Annotated in this window: 17 protein-coding genes; 8 read left to right on the forward strand and 9 right to left on the reverse strand. The window is 73.6% G+C overall.

Features of this window, described 5'->3' with window-relative positions:
* Window positions 1-25: 25 nt before the first annotated feature.
* Both O7602_RS14050 and O7602_RS14055 read left to right on the forward strand, forming a co-directional pair.
* Window positions 26-1,435 (forward strand): GH1 family beta-glucosidase, encoded by a 1,410-nt coding sequence (locus O7602_RS14050; RefSeq protein ID WP_281589476.1) that lies wholly within the window; start codon window positions 26-28, stop codon window positions 1,433-1,435.
* A gap of 142 nt (window positions 1,436-1,577) precedes the next feature.
* A complete protein-coding gene (locus O7602_RS14055; protein ID WP_281589477.1) occupies window positions 1,578-3,461 on the forward strand; it encodes a ricin-type beta-trefoil lectin domain protein in 1,884 nt (627 codons plus the stop codon).
* A gap of 39 nt (window positions 3,462-3,500) precedes the next feature.
* Here O7602_RS14055 and O7602_RS14060 read toward each other — a convergent pair whose 3' ends face one another.
* The gene (locus tag O7602_RS14060; protein ID WP_281589479.1) at window positions 3,501-4,745 is read right to left on the reverse strand and encodes an ROK family transcriptional regulator; all 1,245 of its coding nucleotides are present in this window, start codon (window positions 4,743-4,745) and stop codon (window positions 3,501-3,503) included.
* A 137-nt stretch (window positions 4,746-4,882) separates the two neighbouring features.
* Between O7602_RS14060 and O7602_RS14065 the strand changes: the two genes are divergently transcribed.
* Together O7602_RS14065 and sthA are read left to right on the forward strand one after the other, a co-directional pair.
* Window positions 4,883-6,226, forward strand: a complete 1,344-nt coding sequence (locus tag O7602_RS14065) for a glycosyl hydrolase family 18 protein (protein ID WP_281589481.1) — start codon at window positions 4,883-4,885, stop codon at window positions 6,224-6,226.
* 74 nt (window positions 6,227-6,300) lie between these two features.
* Entirely contained in the window at window positions 6,301-7,704 is a 1,404-nt protein-coding gene (gene sthA / locus O7602_RS14070; protein WP_281589483.1) for a Si-specific NAD(P)(+) transhydrogenase, read from the forward strand.
* A 12-nt stretch (window positions 7,705-7,716) separates the two neighbouring features.
* Here the strand turns inward: sthA and O7602_RS14075 are convergent, their stop codons facing one another.
* From O7602_RS14075 to O7602_RS14100, 6 genes are all read right to left on the reverse strand, one after another.
* On the reverse strand, window positions 7,717-9,504 hold the full coding sequence (locus O7602_RS14075; protein ID WP_281589485.1) for a gamma-glutamyltransferase family protein: 1,788 nt from the start codon (window positions 9,502-9,504) through the stop codon (window positions 7,717-7,719).
* A 35-nt stretch (window positions 9,505-9,539) separates the two neighbouring features.
* Window positions 9,540-10,589, reverse strand: coding sequence for an ABC transporter ATP-binding protein (locus O7602_RS14080; protein ID WP_281589486.1), 1,050 nt, complete (start codon window positions 10,587-10,589; stop codon window positions 9,540-9,542).
* Window positions 10,586-11,617 (reverse strand): ABC transporter ATP-binding protein, encoded by a 1,032-nt coding sequence (locus tag O7602_RS14085; RefSeq protein WP_281590302.1) that lies wholly within the window; start codon window positions 11,615-11,617, stop codon window positions 10,586-10,588. The genes O7602_RS14080 and O7602_RS14085 overlap by 4 nt, the downstream gene beginning before the upstream one ends.
* 110 nt (window positions 11,618-11,727) lie before the next feature.
* Window positions 11,728-12,612, reverse strand: coding sequence for an ABC transporter permease (locus O7602_RS14090; protein ID WP_281589487.1), 885 nt, complete (start codon window positions 12,610-12,612; stop codon window positions 11,728-11,730).
* Window positions 12,609-13,553: an ABC transporter permease gene (locus O7602_RS14095; RefSeq protein WP_281589489.1), complete on the reverse strand. Its 945-nt coding sequence runs from the start codon at window positions 13,551-13,553 to the stop codon at window positions 12,609-12,611. The genes O7602_RS14090 and O7602_RS14095 overlap by 4 nt, the downstream gene beginning before the upstream one ends.
* A gap of 1 nt (window position 13,554) precedes the next feature.
* A complete protein-coding gene (locus tag O7602_RS14100) occupies window positions 13,555-15,096 on the reverse strand; it encodes an ABC transporter substrate-binding protein (RefSeq protein WP_281589491.1) in 1,542 nt (513 codons plus the stop codon).
* A gap of 168 nt (window positions 15,097-15,264) precedes the next feature.
* Between O7602_RS14100 and O7602_RS14105 the strand changes: the two genes are divergently transcribed.
* Together O7602_RS14105 and O7602_RS14110 are read left to right on the forward strand one after the other, a co-directional pair.
* A complete protein-coding gene (locus O7602_RS14105; RefSeq protein ID WP_281589493.1) occupies window positions 15,265-16,893 on the forward strand; it encodes an acyl-CoA dehydrogenase family protein in 1,629 nt (542 codons plus the stop codon).
* 3 nt (window positions 16,894-16,896) lie between these two features.
* Window positions 16,897-17,718, forward strand: coding sequence for an MOSC N-terminal beta barrel domain-containing protein (locus tag O7602_RS14110; protein WP_281589495.1), 822 nt, complete (start codon window positions 16,897-16,899; stop codon window positions 17,716-17,718).
* An 8-nt stretch (window positions 17,719-17,726) separates the two neighbouring features.
* On the opposite strand, the gene O7602_RS14115 is transcribed toward O7602_RS14110, so the two are convergent.
* Window positions 17,727-18,287, reverse strand: a complete 561-nt coding sequence (locus O7602_RS14115; RefSeq protein WP_281589497.1) for a GNAT family protein — start codon at window positions 18,285-18,287, stop codon at window positions 17,727-17,729.
* A gap of 34 nt (window positions 18,288-18,321) precedes the next feature.
* Between O7602_RS14115 and O7602_RS14120 the strand changes: the two genes are divergently transcribed.
* The gene (locus tag O7602_RS14120) at window positions 18,322-19,542 is read left to right on the forward strand and encodes an aminotransferase class I/II-fold pyridoxal phosphate-dependent enzyme (RefSeq protein WP_281589499.1); all 1,221 of its coding nucleotides are present in this window, start codon (window positions 18,322-18,324) and stop codon (window positions 19,540-19,542) included.
* A gap of 16 nt (window positions 19,543-19,558) precedes the next feature.
* Here O7602_RS14120 and O7602_RS14125 read toward each other — a convergent pair whose 3' ends face one another.
* On the reverse strand, window positions 19,559-20,143 hold the full coding sequence (locus tag O7602_RS14125) for a DinB family protein (RefSeq protein WP_281589501.1): 585 nt from the start codon (window positions 20,141-20,143) through the stop codon (window positions 19,559-19,561).
* Window positions 20,144-20,233: 90 nt separating this feature from the next.
* On the opposite strand from O7602_RS14125, the gene O7602_RS14130 reads away from it, so the two are divergent.
* Window positions 20,234-21,229 (forward strand): WYL domain-containing protein, encoded by a 996-nt coding sequence (locus O7602_RS14130; protein WP_348651321.1) that lies wholly within the window; start codon window positions 20,234-20,236, stop codon window positions 21,227-21,229.
* Window positions 21,230-21,231 lie beyond the last annotated feature (2 nt).

Below are 21,231 nucleotides of genomic sequence, written 5' to 3' on the forward strand. Positions count from 1 at the left end.
GCCCACCGCTACCGCGAGGAGAACCATGGACACCGACCTCAACCGCAAGAGTGTGGATCAGGCCGACCCGATCGACACGCTGCCGCCTACCTTCCGGTGGGGGGTGGCGACGTCGTCGTACCAGATCGAGGGCGCGGTGGCCGAGGACGGCCGCACCGCGTCGATCTGGGACACCTTCTGCCGGGTCCCGGGGGCGGTGGCCAACGGCGACCACGGCGACGTGGCCTGCGACCACTACCACCGGATGCCGCAGGACGTGGCGCTCATCGCCGACCTGGGGCTGGACACCTACCGGTTCTCGGTGGCCTGGCCACGGGTGCAGCCGGGTGGGCGCGGCCCGGCCAACGCGGCCGGGATCGGCTTCTACGACCGGCTGGTGGACGAGCTGCTCGGCCGGGGCGTCGACCCGTGGGTGACGCTCTACCACTGGGACCTGCCGCAGGAGCTGGAGGACGCGGGCGGCTGGCCGAACCGGGACACCGCCTACCGCTTCGCCGACTACGCGGAGCTGGTCTTCGCCGCGCTCGGCGACCGGGTCCGCACCTGGACCACGCTCAACGAGCCGTGGTGCTCGGCGATGCTCGGGTACGCCTACGGCGACCACGCCCCGGGCCGGCGGAACCTGGGTGACGGCATCGCCGCCGCGCACCACCTGCTGCTCGGGCACGGCCTGGCCACCCAGCGGCTGCGCGCGGCGGCGCCGGGTCCGGTCGAGCTGGGTCTGACGCTCAACCTGACCACCGCCGACCCGGCCACCGACAGCGCGGCGGACCGGGACGCGGCCCGGGCGGCGGACGGGCTGGGCAACCGGCTCTATCTCGATCCGGTGCTGCGCGGCACGTACCCGCAGGACGTGGTCGCGGACCTGGCCGCCGAGGGGGTACGGATCCCGGTCGAGGACGGTGACCTGGCGGTGATCGCCACCCCGATCGACGTTCTCGGGGTGAACTACTACTTCGGGCAGCTGCACTCCGGGGTGGACGAGCAGGGCCGTGAGCGCGACGACGACGGCAGGCCGGTGCGTCGGGTGGTCCGCCGGGATCTGCCGCGCACCGCGATGGACTGGGAGATCGTGCCGGAGTCCTTCACCGACCTGCTGGTGCGGCTGCACCGCGACTACCCGGGCGTGCCCATGGTGATCACCGAGAACGGGGCGGCGTTCGACGACCGGGCGGACGCCGACGGGTTCGTGGCCGACGACGACCGGGTGGCGTACCTGACCGAGCACCTGCGGGCGGTGGCGCGGGCCCGGGCGGCCGGCGCGGACGTGCGCGGCTACTTCGCCTGGTCGCTGCTGGACAACTTCGAGTGGGCGTACGGCTACGACAAGCGGTTCGGCATCATCCGGGTCGACTACGACTCGCAGCGCCGCACCCCGAAGCGCAGCGCGTTGTGGTACCGCGACACGGTCCGGCGGGTGCGCGGGCAGCGCTGACCCGACCTGTCCGGGGTGGCCGCGCGGGAGCTTCCCGGGTGGCCGCCCCGGCGCGCCCCGGACCACTTTTTTCATGCCTTGACATAAGGCGGGATGAGCGGTTTTCTCATTTGCGGATGTCGATTCACTGGAAGGAGCATCCGTGTCCCCCACCACCGTTCCCCGCCTCGCCGGCCGCGTCGCCCTGACGCTCTGCCTCACCGCCGGCGCCCTCGTCCCCACCACCGCGGCCCACGCCGCCGGCGAGACCGTCAACATCTGGCTCACCACCACCTCCGACGCCGGCGGCCGGACCGTCACCCGGGGGCTGCAACAGCAGAGCCCGACGAGCTTCGCCCCCACCAGCGCCGGCGCCACCCACACCATCACCGTCGACGAGAACACCCGGTACCAGCCGTTCGAGGGCGCCGGCGCGTCCATCACCGACACCACCGCCCACCTGCTGCGCGGCGGCGCGGTCAGCGCCACCACCCGGGACGCGGTGATGCGCAAGCTGTTCAGCCCCACCGACGGCATCGGGCTGTCGTTCGTGCGCAACCCGATCGGCGCGTCCGACCTGTCCCGCCCCGGCAACGTCTCCCTCGACGACACCTGCTGCGACCTCAACGACTTCGGGGCGAACGGCTACGACACGAACGTCGAGCTGCTCACCGCGCAGGCCCGGCAGCTCAACCCGGCGCTGCGGGTGATGGTGGTGCCGTGGAGCGCCCCCGGCTGGATGAAGGACAACGGCCGGATGGACCAGATGGGCTGGCTGAAGTGGGAGCACTACGCCACCTACGCCCAATACCTGGTCAAGACCATCCAGGCGTACGCGGCGCGCGGCGTGAAGGTCGACTACCTGTCGGTGCAGAACGAGCCGAACTGCTGCCAGTCCGGCAACCCCACCGCGATGGACTACCCGGGCATGAGCTGGAACGCCTCCGGCCTGGTCGAACTGACCAAGAACTTCGTCTACCCGGCGTTCCGGGCCGCCGGCCTCACCACCAAGGTGCTCGTGCACGACTGGAACTACGGCGACTACGCCACCATGGGCGCCGGGTTGCTCGGCGACTCCGGCGTGCGTGACGACCCGCTCTTCGGCGGCATCGCCTGGCACGGCTACTTCGGCGACCCGGCGGTCGGCAGCCAGGTCCGCGGGCAGTATCCGGCGGTGCCGCAGTTCAGCACCGAGCACTCCGGCGGCACCTGGATCACCAACCAGCACAACGAGGACATGGCCGACATCGTCACCTACGCCCGGAACTGGAGCCGCAGCGTGGTGAAGTGGAGCCTCGCGGTCAACCAGAACATGGGCCCGCACAACGGCGGCTGCGGCACCTGCACCGGCCTGATCACCGTGCAGGAGGGCGGCGCCCGGGCCGGCCAGGTCGACTACACCATCGAGTACTACACCACCGGGCACCTGACCAAGTTCGTCCGGCCCGGCGCGACCCGGATCGACTCCACCGCCAACGGCGCCGTGCCGAACGTCGCCTACCGCAACCCGGACGGCTCCAAGGCGCTGCTCGCGCACAACGGCGGCACCTCGGCGCAGTCGGTGCGGGTGGTGTGGGGCGGGCAGTCCTTCACCTACACGCTGCCGGCCCGCACCACCGCCACGTTCACCTGGTCCGGCACCCCGTCCGGCGGCGGCCCGACGCCGACCGGCCCGGTCACCGGCATCGGCGGCAAGTGCCTGGACGTCACCGACAACGCCAGCGCCGACGGCACGCCGGCGCAGATCTGGAGCTGCACCGGCGGGACCAACCAGCAGTGGACCCGGGCCGCCGACGGCACGCTCCGGGCGCTCGGCAAGTGCCTGGACGTGGCCGGTGGCGGCACCGCCGACGGCACGAAGGTGCAGCTCTGGACCTGCAACGGCACCGCCGCCCAGCAGTGGACCTGGACCGCCGGGCGGGACCTGGTCAACCCGCAGGCGAACAAGTGCCTCGACGTCACCGGCAACACCTCCGCCGACGGGACGAAGACGCAGGTGTGGAGTTGCACCGGCGGCGCCAACCAGAAGTGGACGCTGCCGTCCTGACCAGCGTGGCCGGGTCGGCGGAAACGCCGGCCCGGCCCGTCAGCGTCCGCGCGGCCGTCGCGCCGGTGGTGCCGGGCGGAACGCCGGTTCGCGGGGCACGCCGCCGTCGCGCAGCAGCCGGGTCATCGGCAGGGTGGCCGCGCCCATCGCGACCGCGTCCGGTCCGAGCCGGCACAGCTCGATCGAGGTCTGCGCGTACGGCTGGCGCAGCGCGTGCCGCGCGGTGGCCGCGCGGATCGCCGGCAGGTGGCGCTCGCCGAGCGCCAGCCCGGCCCAGCCGCCGAGCACCACCCGCTCGGGGTTGAACAGGTTCACCAGGTTCGCGACGCCGGCGCCCAGGTAGCCGACCGTCTCGTCGATCACCTTCGCGGCGGTGCGGCCGGTGGCGCGCAGCAGCTCGCCGAACGCGGTCTCCTCGTCCCCGCCGGCCGCCGGTCGACCCCGGTTGGCCTGCCGGAACCGGTCGAGCACCCCCTCCGCCCCGACGTACGCCTCGAGGCAGCCGTGGTTGCCGCAGCGACAGCGCCGCCCCCCGTACACGATGGTGGTGTGACCCCACTCGCCGGCGCTGCTGTGCGCGCCGCGGTAGCCGACGCCGTCGGCGACCACGGAGGCGCCCACGCCGGAGCCGACCAGGGCGACCACCGCGTGCCGGACGCCCCGACCGGCGCCGAACCACATCTCGGCCTGGCCGAGCGTCTTGGCGCCGTTGTCGACGTGCACCGGGACGTCGGTGCCGGCGCGCAGCATCGCGCCGAGCGGGACGCCGTCCCAGCCGAGGGTCTGGGCGTGCACGACGGCGTCGGCGGTGCGCTCGACCGTGCCGGCGACGGCGACGCCGAAGCCGAGCACCGCGGCCGGGTCGACGCCGGACTGCTCGGTCACCGCGGCGAGGCCGTGCCGCAGGTGGTCGGCGACCCGCGCCGGGTCGGGCTCGGCGGCGGCGATCGGGTATTCCGCCTTTGCCAACGCGGTCATGTTCAGGTCGAACAGCTCGACCTGCACCCGGGTCTCGCCCACGTCGGCGCCGACCAGGTAGCCGTAGCCGGGGGCGACGCGCAGCAGCACCCGGGGGCGCCCGCCGTCGGACTCGACCGAGCCGGCCTCCTCGACCAGCCCTTCGGCGATCATCTCGCCGACCAGGTTGCTCACGCTGGCCAGGCTCAGCGCGGTCGACTGCCCCAGCTCGTGCCGGCTGAGCGGGCCGTCCAGCCAGATCCGGGTGAGCAGGACCGACCGGTTGGCCCGGCGCATGTCGCGCACCGTGGTGCGTCTGGCGTCCACGTCCGCCGCCGTCCTTCCCCCGGCCGCCCGCCGGCGACCTGCTTTCACGTCGTGAACCAAGTGGTGACAGACTACTGCGCATTTACATTTAACAAAGTTAACTGATAGCCTGCGGCGCATCGACGAGGAGGTATGTCATGCGACTCGGACGTCTGATCACCGCTGTGCTCGGCGGCGGCGCGCTGCTCGCCGCCACCGTCGCCCTGCCGGCCGCCAGCGGCGGGGCGACCGCGCGCGGCGCGCTCGTGGCGTGCGACGCGCCAGCCTGGGCCGAGGGCGTCACCTGGACCGCCGGCAGCCGGGCCAGCTACGCCGGCCGGCTCTACCAGGCGTTGGTGACGCACACCCCGCCGGTCGGCGCGGGCTGGAACCCGGCCGCCGTACCGGCGCTCTGGACCGACCTCGGCGCCTGCACCGGCGGCGGCACGCCGTCACCCAGCCCCACCACCCGGCCGCCGTCACCCACCCCCACCGCGTCCCCCTCCCCCACCCGGACGCCCACGCCGACCCCGACCGCCACCGGCGGTGGCACCTGCGCGCTGAAGTCCCGGCCCGGCGGGAAGGTGCTCCAGGGCTACTGGGAGAACTGGGACGGCGCGGCCAACGGCGTGCACCCCGGGCTCGGTTGGATCCCGATCACCGACGCCCGGATCACCGGGCACGGCTACAACGTCGTCACCGCCGCGTTCCCGGTCATCCGCGCCGACGGCACCGTGCTGTGGGAGGACGGCATGGACGCCGGCGTCAAGGTGCCCACCCCGGCGCAGGTGTGCCAGGCCAAGGCCGCCGGGCTGACCGTGCTGCTGTCCATCGGCGGCGCCGCCGCCGGCATCGACCTCAGCTCCGCCACGGTCGCCGACCGGTTCGTCGCCACCGTCGTGCCGATCCTCAAGCGGCACAACTTCGACGGCATCGACATCGACATCGAGACCGGGCTCACCGGCAGCGGGAACATCAACCAGCTCTCGCCGTCGCAGGCCAACCTGATCCGGATCATCGACGGGGTGCTGGCCCAGATGCCGGCCGGTTTCGGGCTCACCATGGCGCCGGAGACCGCGTACGTCACCGGCGGCAGCGTCACCTACGGCTCGATCTGGGGCGCCTACCTGCCGATCGTCAAGAAGTACGCCGACAACGGCCGGCTCTGGTGGCTGAACATGCAGTACTACAACGGCTCGATGTACGGCTGCGCCGGCGCCTCGTACCCGGCCGGCACGGTGCAGGGCTTCACGGTGCAGACGCAGTGCCTGAACAACGGGCTCAGCGTCCAGGGCACCACGATCCGCGTCCCCTACGACAAGCAGGTCCCCGGCCTGCCGGCACAGCCCGGCGCGGGCGGCGGATACCTGAACCCGTCGTCGGTGGGCCAGGCGTACCGCTCCGTCCCCGGCCTCAAGGGGCTGATGACCTGGTCGATCAACTGGGACGGGTCGAAGGGTTGGACGTTCGGCGACAACGTCCGCGCGCTCCAGGGCCGCTGACACCGTGGGGCCCCGCGCACCACGCGGGGCCCCACGGCTGGCGTCGGGCCGCACATCCTGCGAGGCTGACTCTCGTGTACGACTACGACCTACTGGTGCTGGGATCAGGACCGAGTGGACAGAAGGCGGCCATCGCCGCGGCCAAACTGGGACGACGGGTGGCCATCGTCGACCGCCGCGACATGCTCGGCGGGGTGTGCATCAACACCGGCACCGTGCCGTCCAAGACGCTGCGCGAGGCCGTCCTCTACCTGACCGGGCTGAGCCAGCGTGACCTCTACGGCAGCAGCTACCGGGTCAAGGAGGACATCACGGTCGCCGACCTGGCCGCCCGCACCCAGCACGTGATCACCCGGCAGACCGACGTCATCCGCAACCAGCTGGCCCGCAACCGGATCGCGATGATCACCGGCACCGGGCGGTTCGCCGACCCGCACGCGGTCTGGGTCGACGCCGGCTCCGGCCGGGAGACCCGGGTCAGCTTCGACAAGGCGGTCATCGCCGCCGGCACCCGACCCGCCCGCCCGGACAGCGTCGACTTCGACGACCGGACCATCGTCGACTCCGACGGCGTCATCAACCTCCAGGCCGTGCCCCGCAGCATGGTGGTCGTCGGGGCCGGCGTGATCGGGATGGAGTACGCGTCGATGTTCGCCGCCCTCGGCACGAAGGTGACGGTGGTCGAGCGCCGCGACGGGATGCTCGACTTCTGCGACGACGAGATCGTCGAGTCCCTCAAGTACCACCTGCGGGACCTGTCGGTGACCTTCCGCTTCGGCGAGGAGGTGGCCGCGGTGGAGAAGCACCGCACCGCCGCGCTCTGCGTGCTGCGCAGCGGCAAGAAGATCGTCGCCGACACGGTGATGTACTCCGCCGGCCGGCAGGGGCAGACCGACGACCTCGCGCTGGAGGCGGCCGGGCTCACCGCCGACCACCGTGGCCGGATCGAGGTCGACGCCAACTACCGCACCGCGGTCGACACCATCTACGCCGTCGGCGACGTCATCGGGTTCCCGGCGCTCGCGTCCACCTCGATGGAACAGGGCCGGCTGGCCGCGCAGCACGCCTGCGGCGAACCGGCCCGCACCATGTCGGAGCTGCAACCGATCGGCATCTACACCATCCCGGAGATCAGCTTCGTCGGGAAGACCGAGGACGAGCTGACCGAGGCATCCACCCCGTTCGAGGTGGGCATCGCCCGCTACCGGGAACTCGCCCGGGGGCAGATCGTCGGCGACTCGTACGGCATGCTCAAACTGCTCGTCTCCCCGGACGACGGGCGACTGCTCGGGGTGCACGTGTTCGGCACCGGCGCCACCGAGATCGTCCACATCGGGCAGGCCGTCATGGGTTGCGGCGGCACCGTCGACTATCTGCTCGACGCGGTGTTCAACTATCCGACGCTCGCCGAGGCGTACAAGGTGGCGGCGCTTGACGCCGCCAACAAGATCCGCAACATCACCCGGATCGACGGCTGAGCGGGGGCGGGGTCAGCGGCCGGTGGCGTAGCCCTGGGCGCCGCGGGGGTTCGCGGCGGCGGACAGGACGCCGGTGCGCGGGTCCCGGGTGACCGCGCACAGCCGGCCCAGGCTCCACGGGCCGGAACGGCGGACGGTGTGCCCCCGCGCGCCCAGCGCGGCCAGCACGTCCGGGTCGATCCGGTCCTCCACCACCAGCACGCCCGGCTCGATCTCGCGGGGGTGGAACGAGGCCGGCAGGCTCGTGGTGTGCCACGCCGGGGCGTCGATCGCCTCCTGCAACTCCACGCCGCCGGCCAGGTGGCGCAGCAGGAACAACAACTGCCACTGGTCCTGCTGGTCACCGCCGGGCGTGCCGCAGGCCAGCACCGGCTCGCCGTCGCGCAGCACGAGCGTCGGGCTCAACGTGGTACGCGGACGCCGGCCCGGCCGCAGCGTCGAGGCGAGCCCCTCCTCCAGCCAGCACATCTGCAACCGGCTGCCCAGGGGGAAGCCCAGCTCCGGGATGACCGGCGAACTCTGCAACCACCCGCCGCTCGGCGTGGCCGAGATGATGTTGCCCCACCGGTCGACCACGTCGACGTGACAGGTGTCGCCGCGGGTCACCCCGTCGGCCCGGACCGTGGGCTCGCCCGTGGTGGGATCCGGCGGGCCGGCCCGCCGGGCGGCGTCGGCGTGCAGGTGCGCCGGCAGTCGCGGCGACGCGCCCGCCGGGCGGCCCGGGCGCAACGCGGTCGAGGCACGGTCACCGATCAGCGCGGCCCGCTCCCGCGCGTATCCGGGCGACAGCAGCGCCCCGCCCGGCACGTCGGTGTCGCCGTACCACGCCTCCCGGTCGGCGAAGGCGAGCTTGAGCGCCTCGGCCTGGGCGTGCATCCCGTCCACGGTGGACGGATCGAGCGCGGCGGGATCGTCAAGCGCGTCGAGCGTCGCGAGCGTCTGCAGCAGCACCGGACCCTGGCCCCAGAAACCGGTTTTCGCCACCGTGTGCCCACGCCAGTCGAGCGTGACCGGCTCCTCCCAGGTGGCCGACCAGCCGGCCAGGTCGTCGCCGGTGACCAGCCCGGCGTGCGGCCGGCCGCTGGAGTCGCGGAACGGAAGACGGCTGAAGCTGTCGACCGCCTCGGCGACGAAACCCTCCCGCCAGGCGCGCCGGGCCGCCTCGATCTGCGCGGTCCGGTCCGCCCCCGCCGCCCGGCCGGCGTCGACGAGCCGGCGCAGCGTCTCCGCGTACGCCGGGTTGGTGACCATCTCCCCCGGCGCCGGTGGCCGGCCGTGGCGCAGCCAGAGATGCGCGGAGGTCGGCCAGTGCTCGGTGAACAGCGCCCGGACCCGGTCGATGGTCTGCCCGGCGGCCCCGACGAGCGGATGGCCGGCGGCGGCGTAGCCGATCGCCGGTGCCAGCACCTCGTCGAGGGAACGGGTGCCGTGGTCCCGCAGCAACAGCAGCCAGGCGTCCACCGCGCCGGGCACCACCGCGGCCAGCGGGCCGGAGCCGGGCACCAGGTCCAGACCGAGCGCGCGGAAGTGCGCGACGGTGGCGCCGGCCGGGGCCGGACCCTGGCCGCAGAGCACCCTCGGGGTGGGATCGCCGGCGGTGGCCAGCACGGCCGGCACTTCGCCGCCGGGGCCGTTGAGGTGCGGCTCGACCACGTGCAGCACGAACCCGGCGGCGACCGCGGCGTCGAAGGCGTTCCCGCCGCGCTCCAGCACGCCCATCGCGGACTGGCTGGCCAGCCAGTGCGTCGAGGAGACCATGCCGAACGTACCGCGCAGCGTCGGCCGGGTGGTGAACGTCATCGCGGCTCCTGGGGTGGGTCGGCGGCCCGCCGAGCCTACGCCGTGCCGCCGCCGGGCTCGCCCGCGTCGCGGGCCTCGCCGGTGGCACGGGCCGCCGGCCCGGCGGCCGGGTGCCGCTCGCCGTCGAGCGGGAACAGGCAGGCCGCGTGGTGGTCGGCGCCGACCTCGGCCAGCGCCGGGTCGGTCTCGGCGCACTCCGGGCGGGCCTGCGGGCAGCGGGTACGGAAGCGGCAGCCGCTGGGCGGGTCCACCGGGCTGGGGATGTCGCCGGAGAGAACGATGCGGCGGCGTTCCCGCTCGACCCGCGGATCGGCCACCGGCACCGCCGACAGCAGCGCGGCCGTGTACGGGTGGGCCGGCCGCCGGTAGATCCGCTCCGGCGGGCCGGTCTCGACGATGCGACCGAGGTACATCACCGCGATCCGGTCGCTCATGTGCTCCACGGCGGACAGGTCGTGCGCGATGAACAGGTAGGTCAGCCCGAGGTCGCGTTGCAGGTGCCGGAGCAGGTTCATGATCTGCGCCTGCACGCTCAGGTCGAGCGAGGCGATCGGCTCGTCCAGGACGATCAGGTCCGGCTCGCCGGCCAGCGCGCGGGCCACCCCGACCCGTTGGCGCTGGCCACCGGACAGCTCGTGCGGGTGCCGGCCGGCGGTGTCGGCGCGCAGGCCGACCAGGTCCAGCAGCTCGGCCACCCGGTCCCGGCGGGCGGCGGCGGACGACGCCAGCCGGTGCACGGTCAGCGGCTCGGCGATGCTGTCCCCGACCGTGCGACGCGGGTCCAGCGACGCCTGCGGGTCCTGGAAGACCATGGCCACGTGCCGGCGCATGCCGCGCAGGCGACGCCGGGACAGGCGGGTCACGTCCGCGCCGGCCACCCGGACCCGCCCGGCGGTCGGGTCGACAAGTCGCATCAACGCCAGACCGGCGGTGGACTTGCCGCTGCCCGACTCGCCCACCAGACCGAGCGTCTCGCCCCGGCGTACCGCCAGGGTGACGCCGTCGACGGCGCGGACCAGGCCCGCGGGGGTCGGGAAGTGCACCGCCAGGTCGTCCAGTTCGGCGACCACGTCCGCGGCAGTCATGACGTCTCTCCCGGGTAGAAGGTGCGGACGGTGTGCCCGGCCCCGACCGGCGTCAGCGGGGGCAGCTCGTGCTCGCACCGGGGGTCGGCGCGCACCGGGCACCGCGGCCAGAACGCGCAACCCGGCGGCAGGTCGAGCGGGCTCGGCGGGGCGCCCGGGATCGCCACCAGATCCTCGCCCCGCCGGTCCGGGTCCGGCCGGGCCGCGAGCAGGGCCCGGGTGTACGGGTGGCCCGGCGCGTCGAACACGTCGTCGACCGGCCCCTGCTCGACGATCCGTCCGCCGTACATCACCGCGACGGTGTCCGCGATGCCGGCGACCACGCCCAGGTCGTGGGTGACCCAGACGACCGCGGTGCCGAGCCGCCGTTGCAGGTCGGCGACCAGCTCGACGATCTGCGCCTGGGTGGTCACGTCGAGCGCGGTGGTCGGCTCGTCGGCGATCAGCAGGTCCGGCTCGCACGCGAGCGCCATGGCGATGACGACGCGCTGGCGCATGCCGCCGGAGAACTGGTGCGGGAAGGCGTCCACCCGCTGCGCGGCGGACGGGATGCCCACCAGGTCGAGCAGCTCCACCGCCCGGGCGCGGGCGGCACGGCGGGTCAGCCCCAGGTGTTCCTCGGCCGCCTCGGTGACCTGCCGGCCCACCGGCAGCACCGGGTTGAGCGACGTCATCGGGTCCTGGAACACGAACCCGACGTGCCGGCCGCGCAGCTTGCGGCGGCGGTCGTCGGGCAGCGCGCTCAGCTCGGTGTCGAGCAGCCGCACCCGGCCGGTGACCGTCGCGGCGCGCGGCGCCAGGCCGGTGGCCGCGAGCAGCGTCATGCTCTTGCCGCTGCCGGACTCGCCGACGAGCGCGAACGTCTCCCCGGCGCGGACCTGCCAGGACACCCCGGCCACCGCCCTGGCCGGCCCGCGCCGGGTGCCGACGGTGACGGTGAGGTCCTCGACCGAGAACACGGCCTTCTCGCTGCTGTGCTGGCTGGGCATGCGCTCGTGGCCCTCGCTCCGCTCGGTGCGCTCGCTCATGCGGTGCTGGCTGGGCATGCGCTCGTGGCCCTCGCTCCGCTCGGTGCGCTCGCTCATGCGGTGCTGGCTGGGCATGCGCTCGTGGCCCTCGCTCCGCTCGGTGCGCTCGCTCATGCGGTGGTACCCCTCCGGGCTTCGCTGACGGTGAGCTGGCGCGGGTCGAGCACGTCCCGCAGCGCGTCGCCGACCAGGTTGAACGCGAGCACGGTCAGGAAGATCGCCGCGCCCGGGAACACGCCCAGCCACCAGGCGTCGGTGACGAACCCGCGCCCGTCGAAGAGCATCCGCCCCCAGGCCGGGGCCGGCGGTTGGATGCCCAGGCCGAGGAAGGACAGCGCCGCCTCGGAGAGGATCGCGAACGCCAGCGACAGCGACGTCTGCACGATCAGCGGCGCGGCGATGTTCGGCAGCACGTGCCGACGCATGATGCGCAGGTCCGACGCGCCGATGGAGACGGCCGCCCGGACGAAGACCTGCTCGCGGACGGAGAGGACGCCGGCCCGGGTGATCCGGGCGAAGATCGGCGTGTAGACCACGCCGATGGCGACCATGGCGGTGAGCAGGCCGGGGCCCAGCACCGCCACGATGGCCACCGCGAGCAGCAGCACCGGGAACGCGAACAGCACGTCCATGCAGCGCATCAGCACGCTGTCCAGCCAGCCCCGGTAGTAGCCGGCGAACAACCCGAGCGTCACGCCGGCCACCAGCGCGATGCCGACGCTCACCGCGCCGACCTCGAGCGAGACGCGGGCCGCGACCAGCACCCGGCTGAGCACGTCCCGGCCCAACTCGTCGGTGCCGAACAGGTGCGATCCGCTCGGTGGTCGCAGCATCTGGTCCACGTCGACGTCGTTGACGCCGGCCGGGGCCAGCCACGGGCCGGCGACGCCCACCACGACCAGCAGCAGCAGGACGACCGTGCCGCCGACGGCGAGCGGGTCGCGGCGCAGCGCGTCCAGGACCCGGCGTCCGGTGCTCTCGGATGCGCCGCTCACTTGACCGTGATCCTCGGGTCGAGGCGGGCGTAGAGGATGTCCACCAACAGGTTGACGAGCAGGAACAGCGCGGCGACGAGCAGCACGGCCCCCTGCAGGACCGGATAGTCCCGGGACTGCACCGCGTCGAAGGTGAGCCGGCCGATGCCGGGCCAGGCGAACAGCACCTCGATCACGATCACGCCGCCGAGCAGGCTCGCCAGTTGCACCGCGACCACGGTGACGACCGGGATCAGCGCGTTGCGCAGCACGTGGCGCAGGATCACCACCCGGTTGCGCAGCCCCTTCGCCTCGGCGGTGCGCACGTAGTCGGCGGAGAGCACCTCCAGCACCGACGAGCGGATGAACCGGGTCAGGATCGACGCGGTGACCAGGCCGACGGTGACCGCCGGCAGGGCCACGTGCGAGGCCCACCGGCCCGGGTCCTCGGTGAGCGCCACGTAACCCGACGGCGGTAGCCAGCCCAGCACGCCGGCGAAGAGGATGATCCCCATGATGCCCATCCAGAAGTCGGGCACCGAGACACCGAACTGGCTGAACACGCGGGCCGCGTGGTCGACCGCCGAGCCGCTGCGCACCGCCGCCACGATGCCCAGCGGGAACGCGACGAGCAGGGCGAACACCACCGCGGTGACGGCGAGCGACAGCGTCGCCGGCAGCCGTTCCAGCACGATCCGGCTGACCGGCTGGCCGGTGCGGAAGCTGACCCCGAGGTCACCGGTGAGCGCGTGACCGAGATAGCTGACGTACTGCACCGGCAGCGGCTGGTCCAGGCCGGCGCGGGAGCGCAGCGCCTCGTACGTCTGCGGGTCGAAGCGGGTGCCGAGCGCCACCCGGACGGGGTCGCCCGGCACCAGCTGCAGCAGCAGGAAGACCACCAGGGTCACCCCGAGCAGCACGACGGCGGACTGTAGGAGCCGCCGCAGGACGAAGCGGGTCATCTCACTTGCCGAGGGCGACCGTGCGGAACCGGATCGCCCGGTCGCTGCGGACGTCGTAGCCGGAGACCTTCTTCGACCACGCCTGCACCACGTCCGGGTTGTAGAGGTAGAGGTAGCTGGCGTCGTCGACGATCTGCTTCGCCGCCTGGTCGTACGCCTGCTTGCGGGCGTCCTGGTCGGTCTCGGTGCGGGCCTGGTCCAGCAGCTTGTCCACGGCCGGATTGCTGTATTTGTGGAAGTTGAACGCGCCGCCGGTGTGGTGCTGGGCGTAGTAGAACTCGTCCGGGTCGACGTTGCCCAGCCAGCCCAGCATGAACCCGTCGAAGTTGCCCTTGGCCTGCTCGTCGAGCCACTGGGCGAAGTCCAGCGTCCGGATCTTCACGGTGATCCCGACGTCCTTGAGCTGCGCGGCGATGACCTGGGCGGCGGTGACCGTCTCCGGGTACTCGCTCGTGACCATCAGGTCCATGGTGAGGTTGCTGACGCCGGCCTGGCCGAGCATCTGCTTCGCCTTGCCCGGGTCGTGCGAGTAGGGCGCGTAGTCGTAGAAGAACGCGCTGTTCTTCGGGATGGCGGTCTGGTTGACCGTGGCGAGGCCGAACTTGGCCGCCTTGGTGATCGCCTCGCGGTCCAGGGCGTAGCCGATCGCGCGCCGGACCTCGGGGTTGTCGAACGGCTTGCGGGCCTCGTTGAGCGCCACGTACCAGTAGTCGGTGGAGGGCGCCGACTCGACCACCGGGTCGTCCCCGTCCTGCAACGACTTCACCTGCTGCGGCGGCAGGTTGTCGGTCCACTGGACCTGACCGCTGCGCAGGTTCTGCAACGCCACCGTGGGGTCCTTGACGAAGGTGAAGGTGACCCCGTCCAGCTTCGGCTTGTCTCCCCAGTAGGCGTCGTTGCGGACCAGCTTGATGCTGTCGCCGGAGGTGTAGCTCGCCACCTTGAACGGGCCACTGCCGACCGGGGCGGTCTTCGCCTTGCCGGACTCGACGTTCTCCTTCTCGACGATCGCCACGCCCTTGAACCCGCCGAGGTTGGCCAGCAGGTTCGGCGTGGGCGCCTTCAGCGTCACCACGACGGTCGCCGGGTCGGGCCCGGTCACCGACTTGACGGTGTCGAACTTGTAGGCGTTGTTGAGCTTCTCCTTGATGATCCGCTCATAGGAGTAGACGACGTCCTCCGAGGTCAGCGGCGAGCCGTCGGAGAACGTGACGCCGTCGCGGAGGGTGAACGTCCAGGTCAGCTGGTCCTCGCTGGTGGTCCACTTGGTGGCCAGCGCGGGCACCATCTTCAGGTCGGCGTCCGGCTCGACCAGGGTGTCGTAGACGTTCTCCAGAACCTGGAAGCTGTAGTAGGCCGAGGTCTTGTGCGGGTCGAGCTGGTCCGGTTCGCCGCCGATCGCGGCGTTGAGGACACCCCCGGCGCCGCCGGAGTTCCCCCCGTCGTCGCCGACGTCGACGCTCTCACCGCCGGTGCATCCGGACAGGACGCCGACCGCGAGGGTGAGCACGGCGCCGATCACGCCGATCTTGTTCCTGGACATTGGCCCCCCTGCCGCTTTCCGAACAAAAGAAAGTTTCGGCGAGTCTTCTCGCCGGGCGGGATGATGTCAAACGAATCGAGCCAAACTGACTGGTCCACGCGCGGTTGCCGGCCGGGATTGAACGGTGGTTCAATCCACCTTCCGCCACCGTGCGCCGGGAGTGTCACCGTGACCACACACGAGGTCGTCAACCAGGTCCCACCGCTCGTCTGGTACGACACCGCCGACGACCCGGCGCTGCTCGACGGGCTGGCCCGCGAGGGCGCCGACTGGGCCGCCGCCGGGCTGCACGACCTCGGCCGGCTGGCCGGCGACGAGCCGGCCGCCGAACACGGCCGGCTGGCCAACGAGCACCCGCCGGTGCTGCGCACCCACGACCGGTACGGCCACCGCGTCGACGAGGTGGAGTTCCACCCGTCCTGGCACGAGCTGATGCGCACCGCGGTCGGGCACGGCCTGCACGCGGCGCCGTGGGCCGACGACCGGCCGGGCGCGCACGTGGCCCGGGCCGCCGGCTTCTACGTGTGGCGGCCCGACGCCGGGCACGGCTGCCCGATCTCGATGACGTACGCGGCGATCCCGGCGCTGCGGCACAGCCCCGAGCTGGCGGCCCGCTACGAGCCGTTGCTCACCAGCACCGAGTACGACTTCGGGCTGCGCCCGCCGCTCGGTAAGCGCGGCCTGCTCGCCGGCATGTCGATGACCGAGAAACAGGGCGGCTCGGACGTCCGCGCCAACACCACCACCGCCCGACCCCAGCCGGACGGCAGCTACCGGCTGGTCGGGCACAAGTGGTTCACCTCGGCGCCGATGTGCGACCTGTTCCTCACCCTCGCCCAGGCGCCGGACGGGCTCACCTGCTTCCTGGTCCCCCGCGTGCTGCCCGACGGCAGCCGCAACCCGATGCGGCTGATGCGGCTGAAGGACAAGCTCGGCAACCGCTCCAACGCCTCCGCCGAGATCGAGTACGACCACGCGGTGGCGTGGCGGGTCGGCGACGAGGGTCGGGGCGTACGCACCATCATCGACATGGTCAACCTGACCCGGCTGGACTGCGTGATCGGCGCGGCGGCCGGGATGCGCCAGGGCGTCACCACGGCCGTGCACCACGCCACGCACCGGCGGGCGTTCGGCCGCTATCTGGCCGACCAGCCGCTGATGCGCAACGTCCTGGCCGACCTGACGGTGGAGTCGGAGGCCGCCACCGTGCTGATGATGCGGCTGGCCGGCGCGACGGACCGGTCGGTGCGGGGCGACGCCGGTGAGACCGCGTTCAAACGCCTGGCGCTCGCGGTCGGGAAGTACTGGGTGTGCAAACGGTGGCCGGGGCACGCCGCCGAGGCGCTGGAGTGCCTGGGCGGCAACGGCTACGTCGAGGAGTCCGGCATGCCGCGGCTGTTCCGCGAGTCGCCGCTGAACTCGATCTGGGAGGGCTCCGGCAACGTCGCCGCGCTGGACGTGCTGCGCGCGCTCACCCGCGAGCCGCAGGTGCTGGCCGCGTACGAGACGGAGGTGGCGGCGACGGCCGGCGCGGACGCGCGCCTGGACGCCGCGGTCCGCCGGGTGCGTGACGAGCTGTCCGACCGGACCGATCTGGAGTCACGGGCCCGCCGGGTGGTCGAACGGCTGGCGCTGGTGCTCCAGGGCGCGCTGCTGGTGCGCCACGGCCACCCGGCGGTCGCGGACGCGTTCTGCGCGTCCCGCCTGGACGGCGACCACGGCCAGGCGTACGGGACGCTGCCCGGCGGGCTCGACCTCGCCGGGATCATCGACCGGGCCACCCCGAAGGTCGGCTGAGGCGTGCGGCTCGTCTCGACGCACATCCACCCGGTGAAGTCGCTGGCCGGCGTCGACGTGGACCGGGCCACGGTCGAGCCGTGGGGGCTGCGCCACGACCGGCGCTGGATGCTGCTGCAACCCGACGGCGGGGTGCTGACCGCCCGCGCCGCGCCCCGCATGCTCGGCCTGACCGCCGTGCCCGGACCCGGTTCGGTCACGCTCACCGACTCCGGCGGCGCGTCGCTCACCGTCGCCGAGCCGGTGCACGGGCCGCCGGCCGCCACCTCCCTGTCCCGGCTGGACACGGTGCGGCTCGCGGCCGGCGAGGCGCACGACTGGCTCTCCGAGCGGCTGGACCGCCAGGTGCGGCTGGGCTGGCTGGACGACCCGCGCCGCCGGCCGGTCTCCACCGCGCACGGCGGCCGTCCCGGTGACCCGCTCAACCTCTCCGACGCGGGTCCGCTGCTCGTCGCCACGCTGCCGTCGCTGCGCCGGCTGCGCGACTGGATCGTCGAGGGCGCGCTGGAGCGGGGCGAGCCGGCGCCCGATCCGCTGCCGATGGCACGGTTCCGCCCCACGGTGGTGCTCGACGGGCCGGTCGAGCCGTTCGCCGAGGACGGCTGGACGCGGCTGCGGATCGGCACGGTCGACTTCCGGGTCGCCGACCGCTGCGACCGCTGCGAGCTGACGCTGATCGACCCGGTGACGTTCACCCGCGGCAAGGAGCCGATCCGGACGCTGGCGCGGCACCGCCGGCAGGACGGCAAGGTGTGGTTCGGCGTGTGGCTGATCCCGGTGACCACCGGCGAGATCCGGGTCGGCGACCCGGTCGTCGCCGGCTGACCCCCGGCTCAGCTCGGGCGCGACCGCCACTCGTCGGCCAGGACGGCGAAGACGAGCTGGTCGGCCCACCCGCCCCGGAACCGGTAGCTGCGCACGTGCCGGGCCTCCCGCCGCATGCCGAGCCGGGTGGCCAGGCGGGCGGACGGCTCGTTGCCGGCGTGGCACCGGGCCACCACCCGGTGCAGCCCGAACACGCCGAAACCCCAGTCGAGCAGCGCCCCGGCCGCCTCGGTGGCCAGGCCACGGCCGCCGTGGTCGGGGTGGAAGACCCAGCCGAGCTCGGCGGTGCGGTCCGCCGCGCTGCGCCAGACCAGCTCCACCGCCCCGACCACCCGGCCCCCGGCGACCGCGCCCAGGGTCAGGCAGTCACCCTCCGCGCGCAGCGCGTCCTCGCCGGCCATCGCGGCCACCGACGCGAGGGACCGCGCCCGGGTACGCGGCTCCGCGTCGCGCATCCAGCGGACCACGTCCGGGCGGCGCTGCCAGGCGTGCACGTCGTCGAGGTCATCCACGGTGACCGGGCGCAGCAGCAGCCGCGGGGTGTTCAGCGGGTACGTCGGGTGGGCCATCGGGCGATGGTAGGCAGAAGCCTAGGGTGGCCCCATGCGTGTTTCCGCCGACGACGGCAATCCGCTCGCCCGGCTCACGCTCGACCAGCTCCGGCAGCGCACAAGCGTCAAGTGGCGGCTGCACCCGCCGGACGTGCTGCCGCTGTGGGTGGCGGAGCAGGACGTGCCGCTGGCCCCGCCGGTGGCCGACGCGCTGCGCCGCGCGATCGACCTGGGCGACACCGGCTACGCGTACGGGACGGCGTTCGCGGAGGCGCTCGCCGGGTTCGCCGCGCAACGCTGGGGCTGGGCCGACTTCCCGGTCGGGCGCAGCGCGCTTGTGGCCGACGTGATGACGGGCGTGGTCGAGGTGTTGCGTCTGGTCACCGGGCGGGGTGACGCGGTGGTGGTCTGTCCCCCCGTCTATCCGCCGTTCTACGCGTTCGTCACGCACGCCGACCGGCGGGTGGTCGAGGCTCCGCTCGGGCCGGACCTGCGGCTGGACCTCACCGCGCTGGACGAGTCGTTCCGCCGGGCGCGGGCCCTCGGCGACCGGCCGGCGTTCCTGCTCTGCAACCCGCACAACCCGACCGGGGTGGTGCATCGCGCCGACGAGCTGGCGGCCGTCGCCGAGCTGGCCGCGCGGCACGGCGTGCGGGTGCTCTCCGACGAGATCCACGCGCCGCTGGCGCTTGCCGGCGCGCGGTTCACCCCGTACCTCATGGTTCCCGGCGCGGAGGACGCGTTCGCCCTGCTCTCGGCGTCGAAGGCGTGGAACCTCGCCGGCCTCAAGGCGGCGGTGGCGGTCGCCGGCCCGGCCGCCGCCGCCGACCTGGCCCGAATGCCGGAGGAGGTCAGCCACGGCCCCAGCCACCTCGGCGTGCTCGCGCACACCGCCGCGTTCCGCGCCGGCGGGCCCTGGCTGGACCTGCTGCTCGACGGCCTCGACGCCAACCGCGCGTTGCTCGGGACGTTGCTCGCCGAGCATCTGCCCGAGGTCACCTGGCACCGGCCCGAGGGCACGTTCCTCGCCTGGCTGGACTGCACCCGCCTCGGCGTGCCCACCGAGTCGCCGGGTGACGGGCCGGGGGTGGCAAGCGACCTGGCCGGCCCGGCGCGGATGTTCCTCGACGAGGCCCGGGTGGCGCTCAGCTCCGGGCACGTCTTCGGCGCCGGCGGCGCCGGCTTCGTGCGCCTCAACTTCGCCACCTCACCCGCCGTGCTGACCGAGGCGGTGACCCGGATGGGCCGGGCGGTGGGGCCGGCCGCCGCCTGACCGGCCCCCGCCGGGTTCAGCCGGCGCTCCGCCGGTCGAGCGTCTCGCGCAGGATCTCCGCGTGCCCGGTGTGCTGCCGGGTTTCGGCGATGACGTGCATCAGCACCTCGCGCACGCTCAGCACGGTGCCCGGCTCCTGCCAGGGCACGTCCGGCACCGGCTGCGTCGCGGACAGGTCGTCGACGGCGGCGATGATCTCCTCGGTGCGGGCGGCCACCCGGGCGTACCGGTCGAGGATGGCCGGCAGCGTGTCCTCGGGCAGCATCTGGAACGTCCGCTCCCGGTCGATCGCCCACGTCGGCAACTCGCGGGCCGTGCCGGCCATGAAGTCCGCCCAGGTCACGCCGTCAGGCAGGGTGAAGGCCATCACGTCCGGCCCTTCGGTGACGAACCGCAGCCAGTCCTCCTCGCCGGACGCGACGTGCTTGAGCACGCCGCCCAGGCAGAGCGCGCTGACGGTGGGACGCTCGCCGGCCTGCGCGTCGGTCAGGCCGCGCACGGTGGCGGTGAGCGCGGCGCGGGCGGCGGCGAGCGCGCGGAGCAGGTCGGCCCGCTCGGCGTCGAGCGCGGCAGGGGTCGTGGTCGGGACGGTCATGGTCATCGGTTCCTTCCGGTCCTGATCGGGTACGGGTCCCACCGTCCCAGCCGTAGCGGACAGGTTGTGTCCGCTACTGCCGGCAGAATGCGGACCATGTCGACGACCTCCGCCCGGCTGCTCTCCCTGCTGTCCCTGCTCCAGGCCCGCCGCGACTGGCCGGGGGCGGTGCTTGCCGAACGGCTCGGGGTCAGCCCGCGCACCGTGCGCCGGGACGTCGACCGGCTGCGCGAGCTGGGCTACCCCATCGCCGGCGCCAAGGGGCCGGACGGCGGCTACCGGCTGGGCGCCGGCTCGGCCCTGCCGCCGTTGCTCTTCGACGACGAGCAGGCCGTCGCGCTCACCGTGGCGTTGCAGACCGCCGCGACCACGGTCACCGGCATCGAGGAGGCCGCCGCGCGGGCGCTGACCACGGTCCGGCAGGTGATGCCGGCGCGGCTGCGCCACCGCGTCGACGCCCTGCGGGTCGTCGCCGTGGAGCGCGCCGGCGCGCCGGCGAAGCCCCGGGTCGAGCCGGCCCTGCTGATGACGCTCAGCGCCGCCGTGCACGCCCGGGAGGTGCTGCGCTTCGACTACCCGCCCGCGCCGACGGCCGACCCGACCGACGGCGCGCCGCTCCCCCGGCGGGTGCAGCCGCACCACCTGGTCACCTGGGGCGGGCGCTGGTACCTGGTCGCCTGGGACCTGGACCGCGACGACTGGCGCACGTTCCGCGTCGACCGGCTCCGTCCGCGTACTCCCACCGGCCCCCGGTTCACGCCCCGGGAGCTGCCCGGCGGGGACGTGGCCGCGTTCGTCGCCGGGCGGTTCCGTGGCGCCGGCGGCCCCGGCGACTGGCCGTGCCAGGGCGAGGTGATCCTCGACCTGCCCGCCCGGACGGTCTCCACGTGGACCCGCGACGGCCTGGTCGAGGAGATCGGCCCGGACCGTTGCCGGCTGGTGCTGGGCGCCTGGTCCTGGCCGGGCCTGGCGGCCGTGCTGGGCCGCTACGACGCCGACATCGAGGTGGTCGGGCCACCGGAGCTGCGGGCCGCCTTCGCCCACCTGGCCCGGCGTTACGCCGCCGCCGCGCGCCGCCCGGACGGCGGATAGGG

The organism is Micromonospora sp. WMMD1128 (genome assembly GCF_027497235.1).
Classification (GTDB): domain Bacteria; phylum Actinomycetota; class Actinomycetes; order Mycobacteriales; family Micromonosporaceae; genus Micromonospora.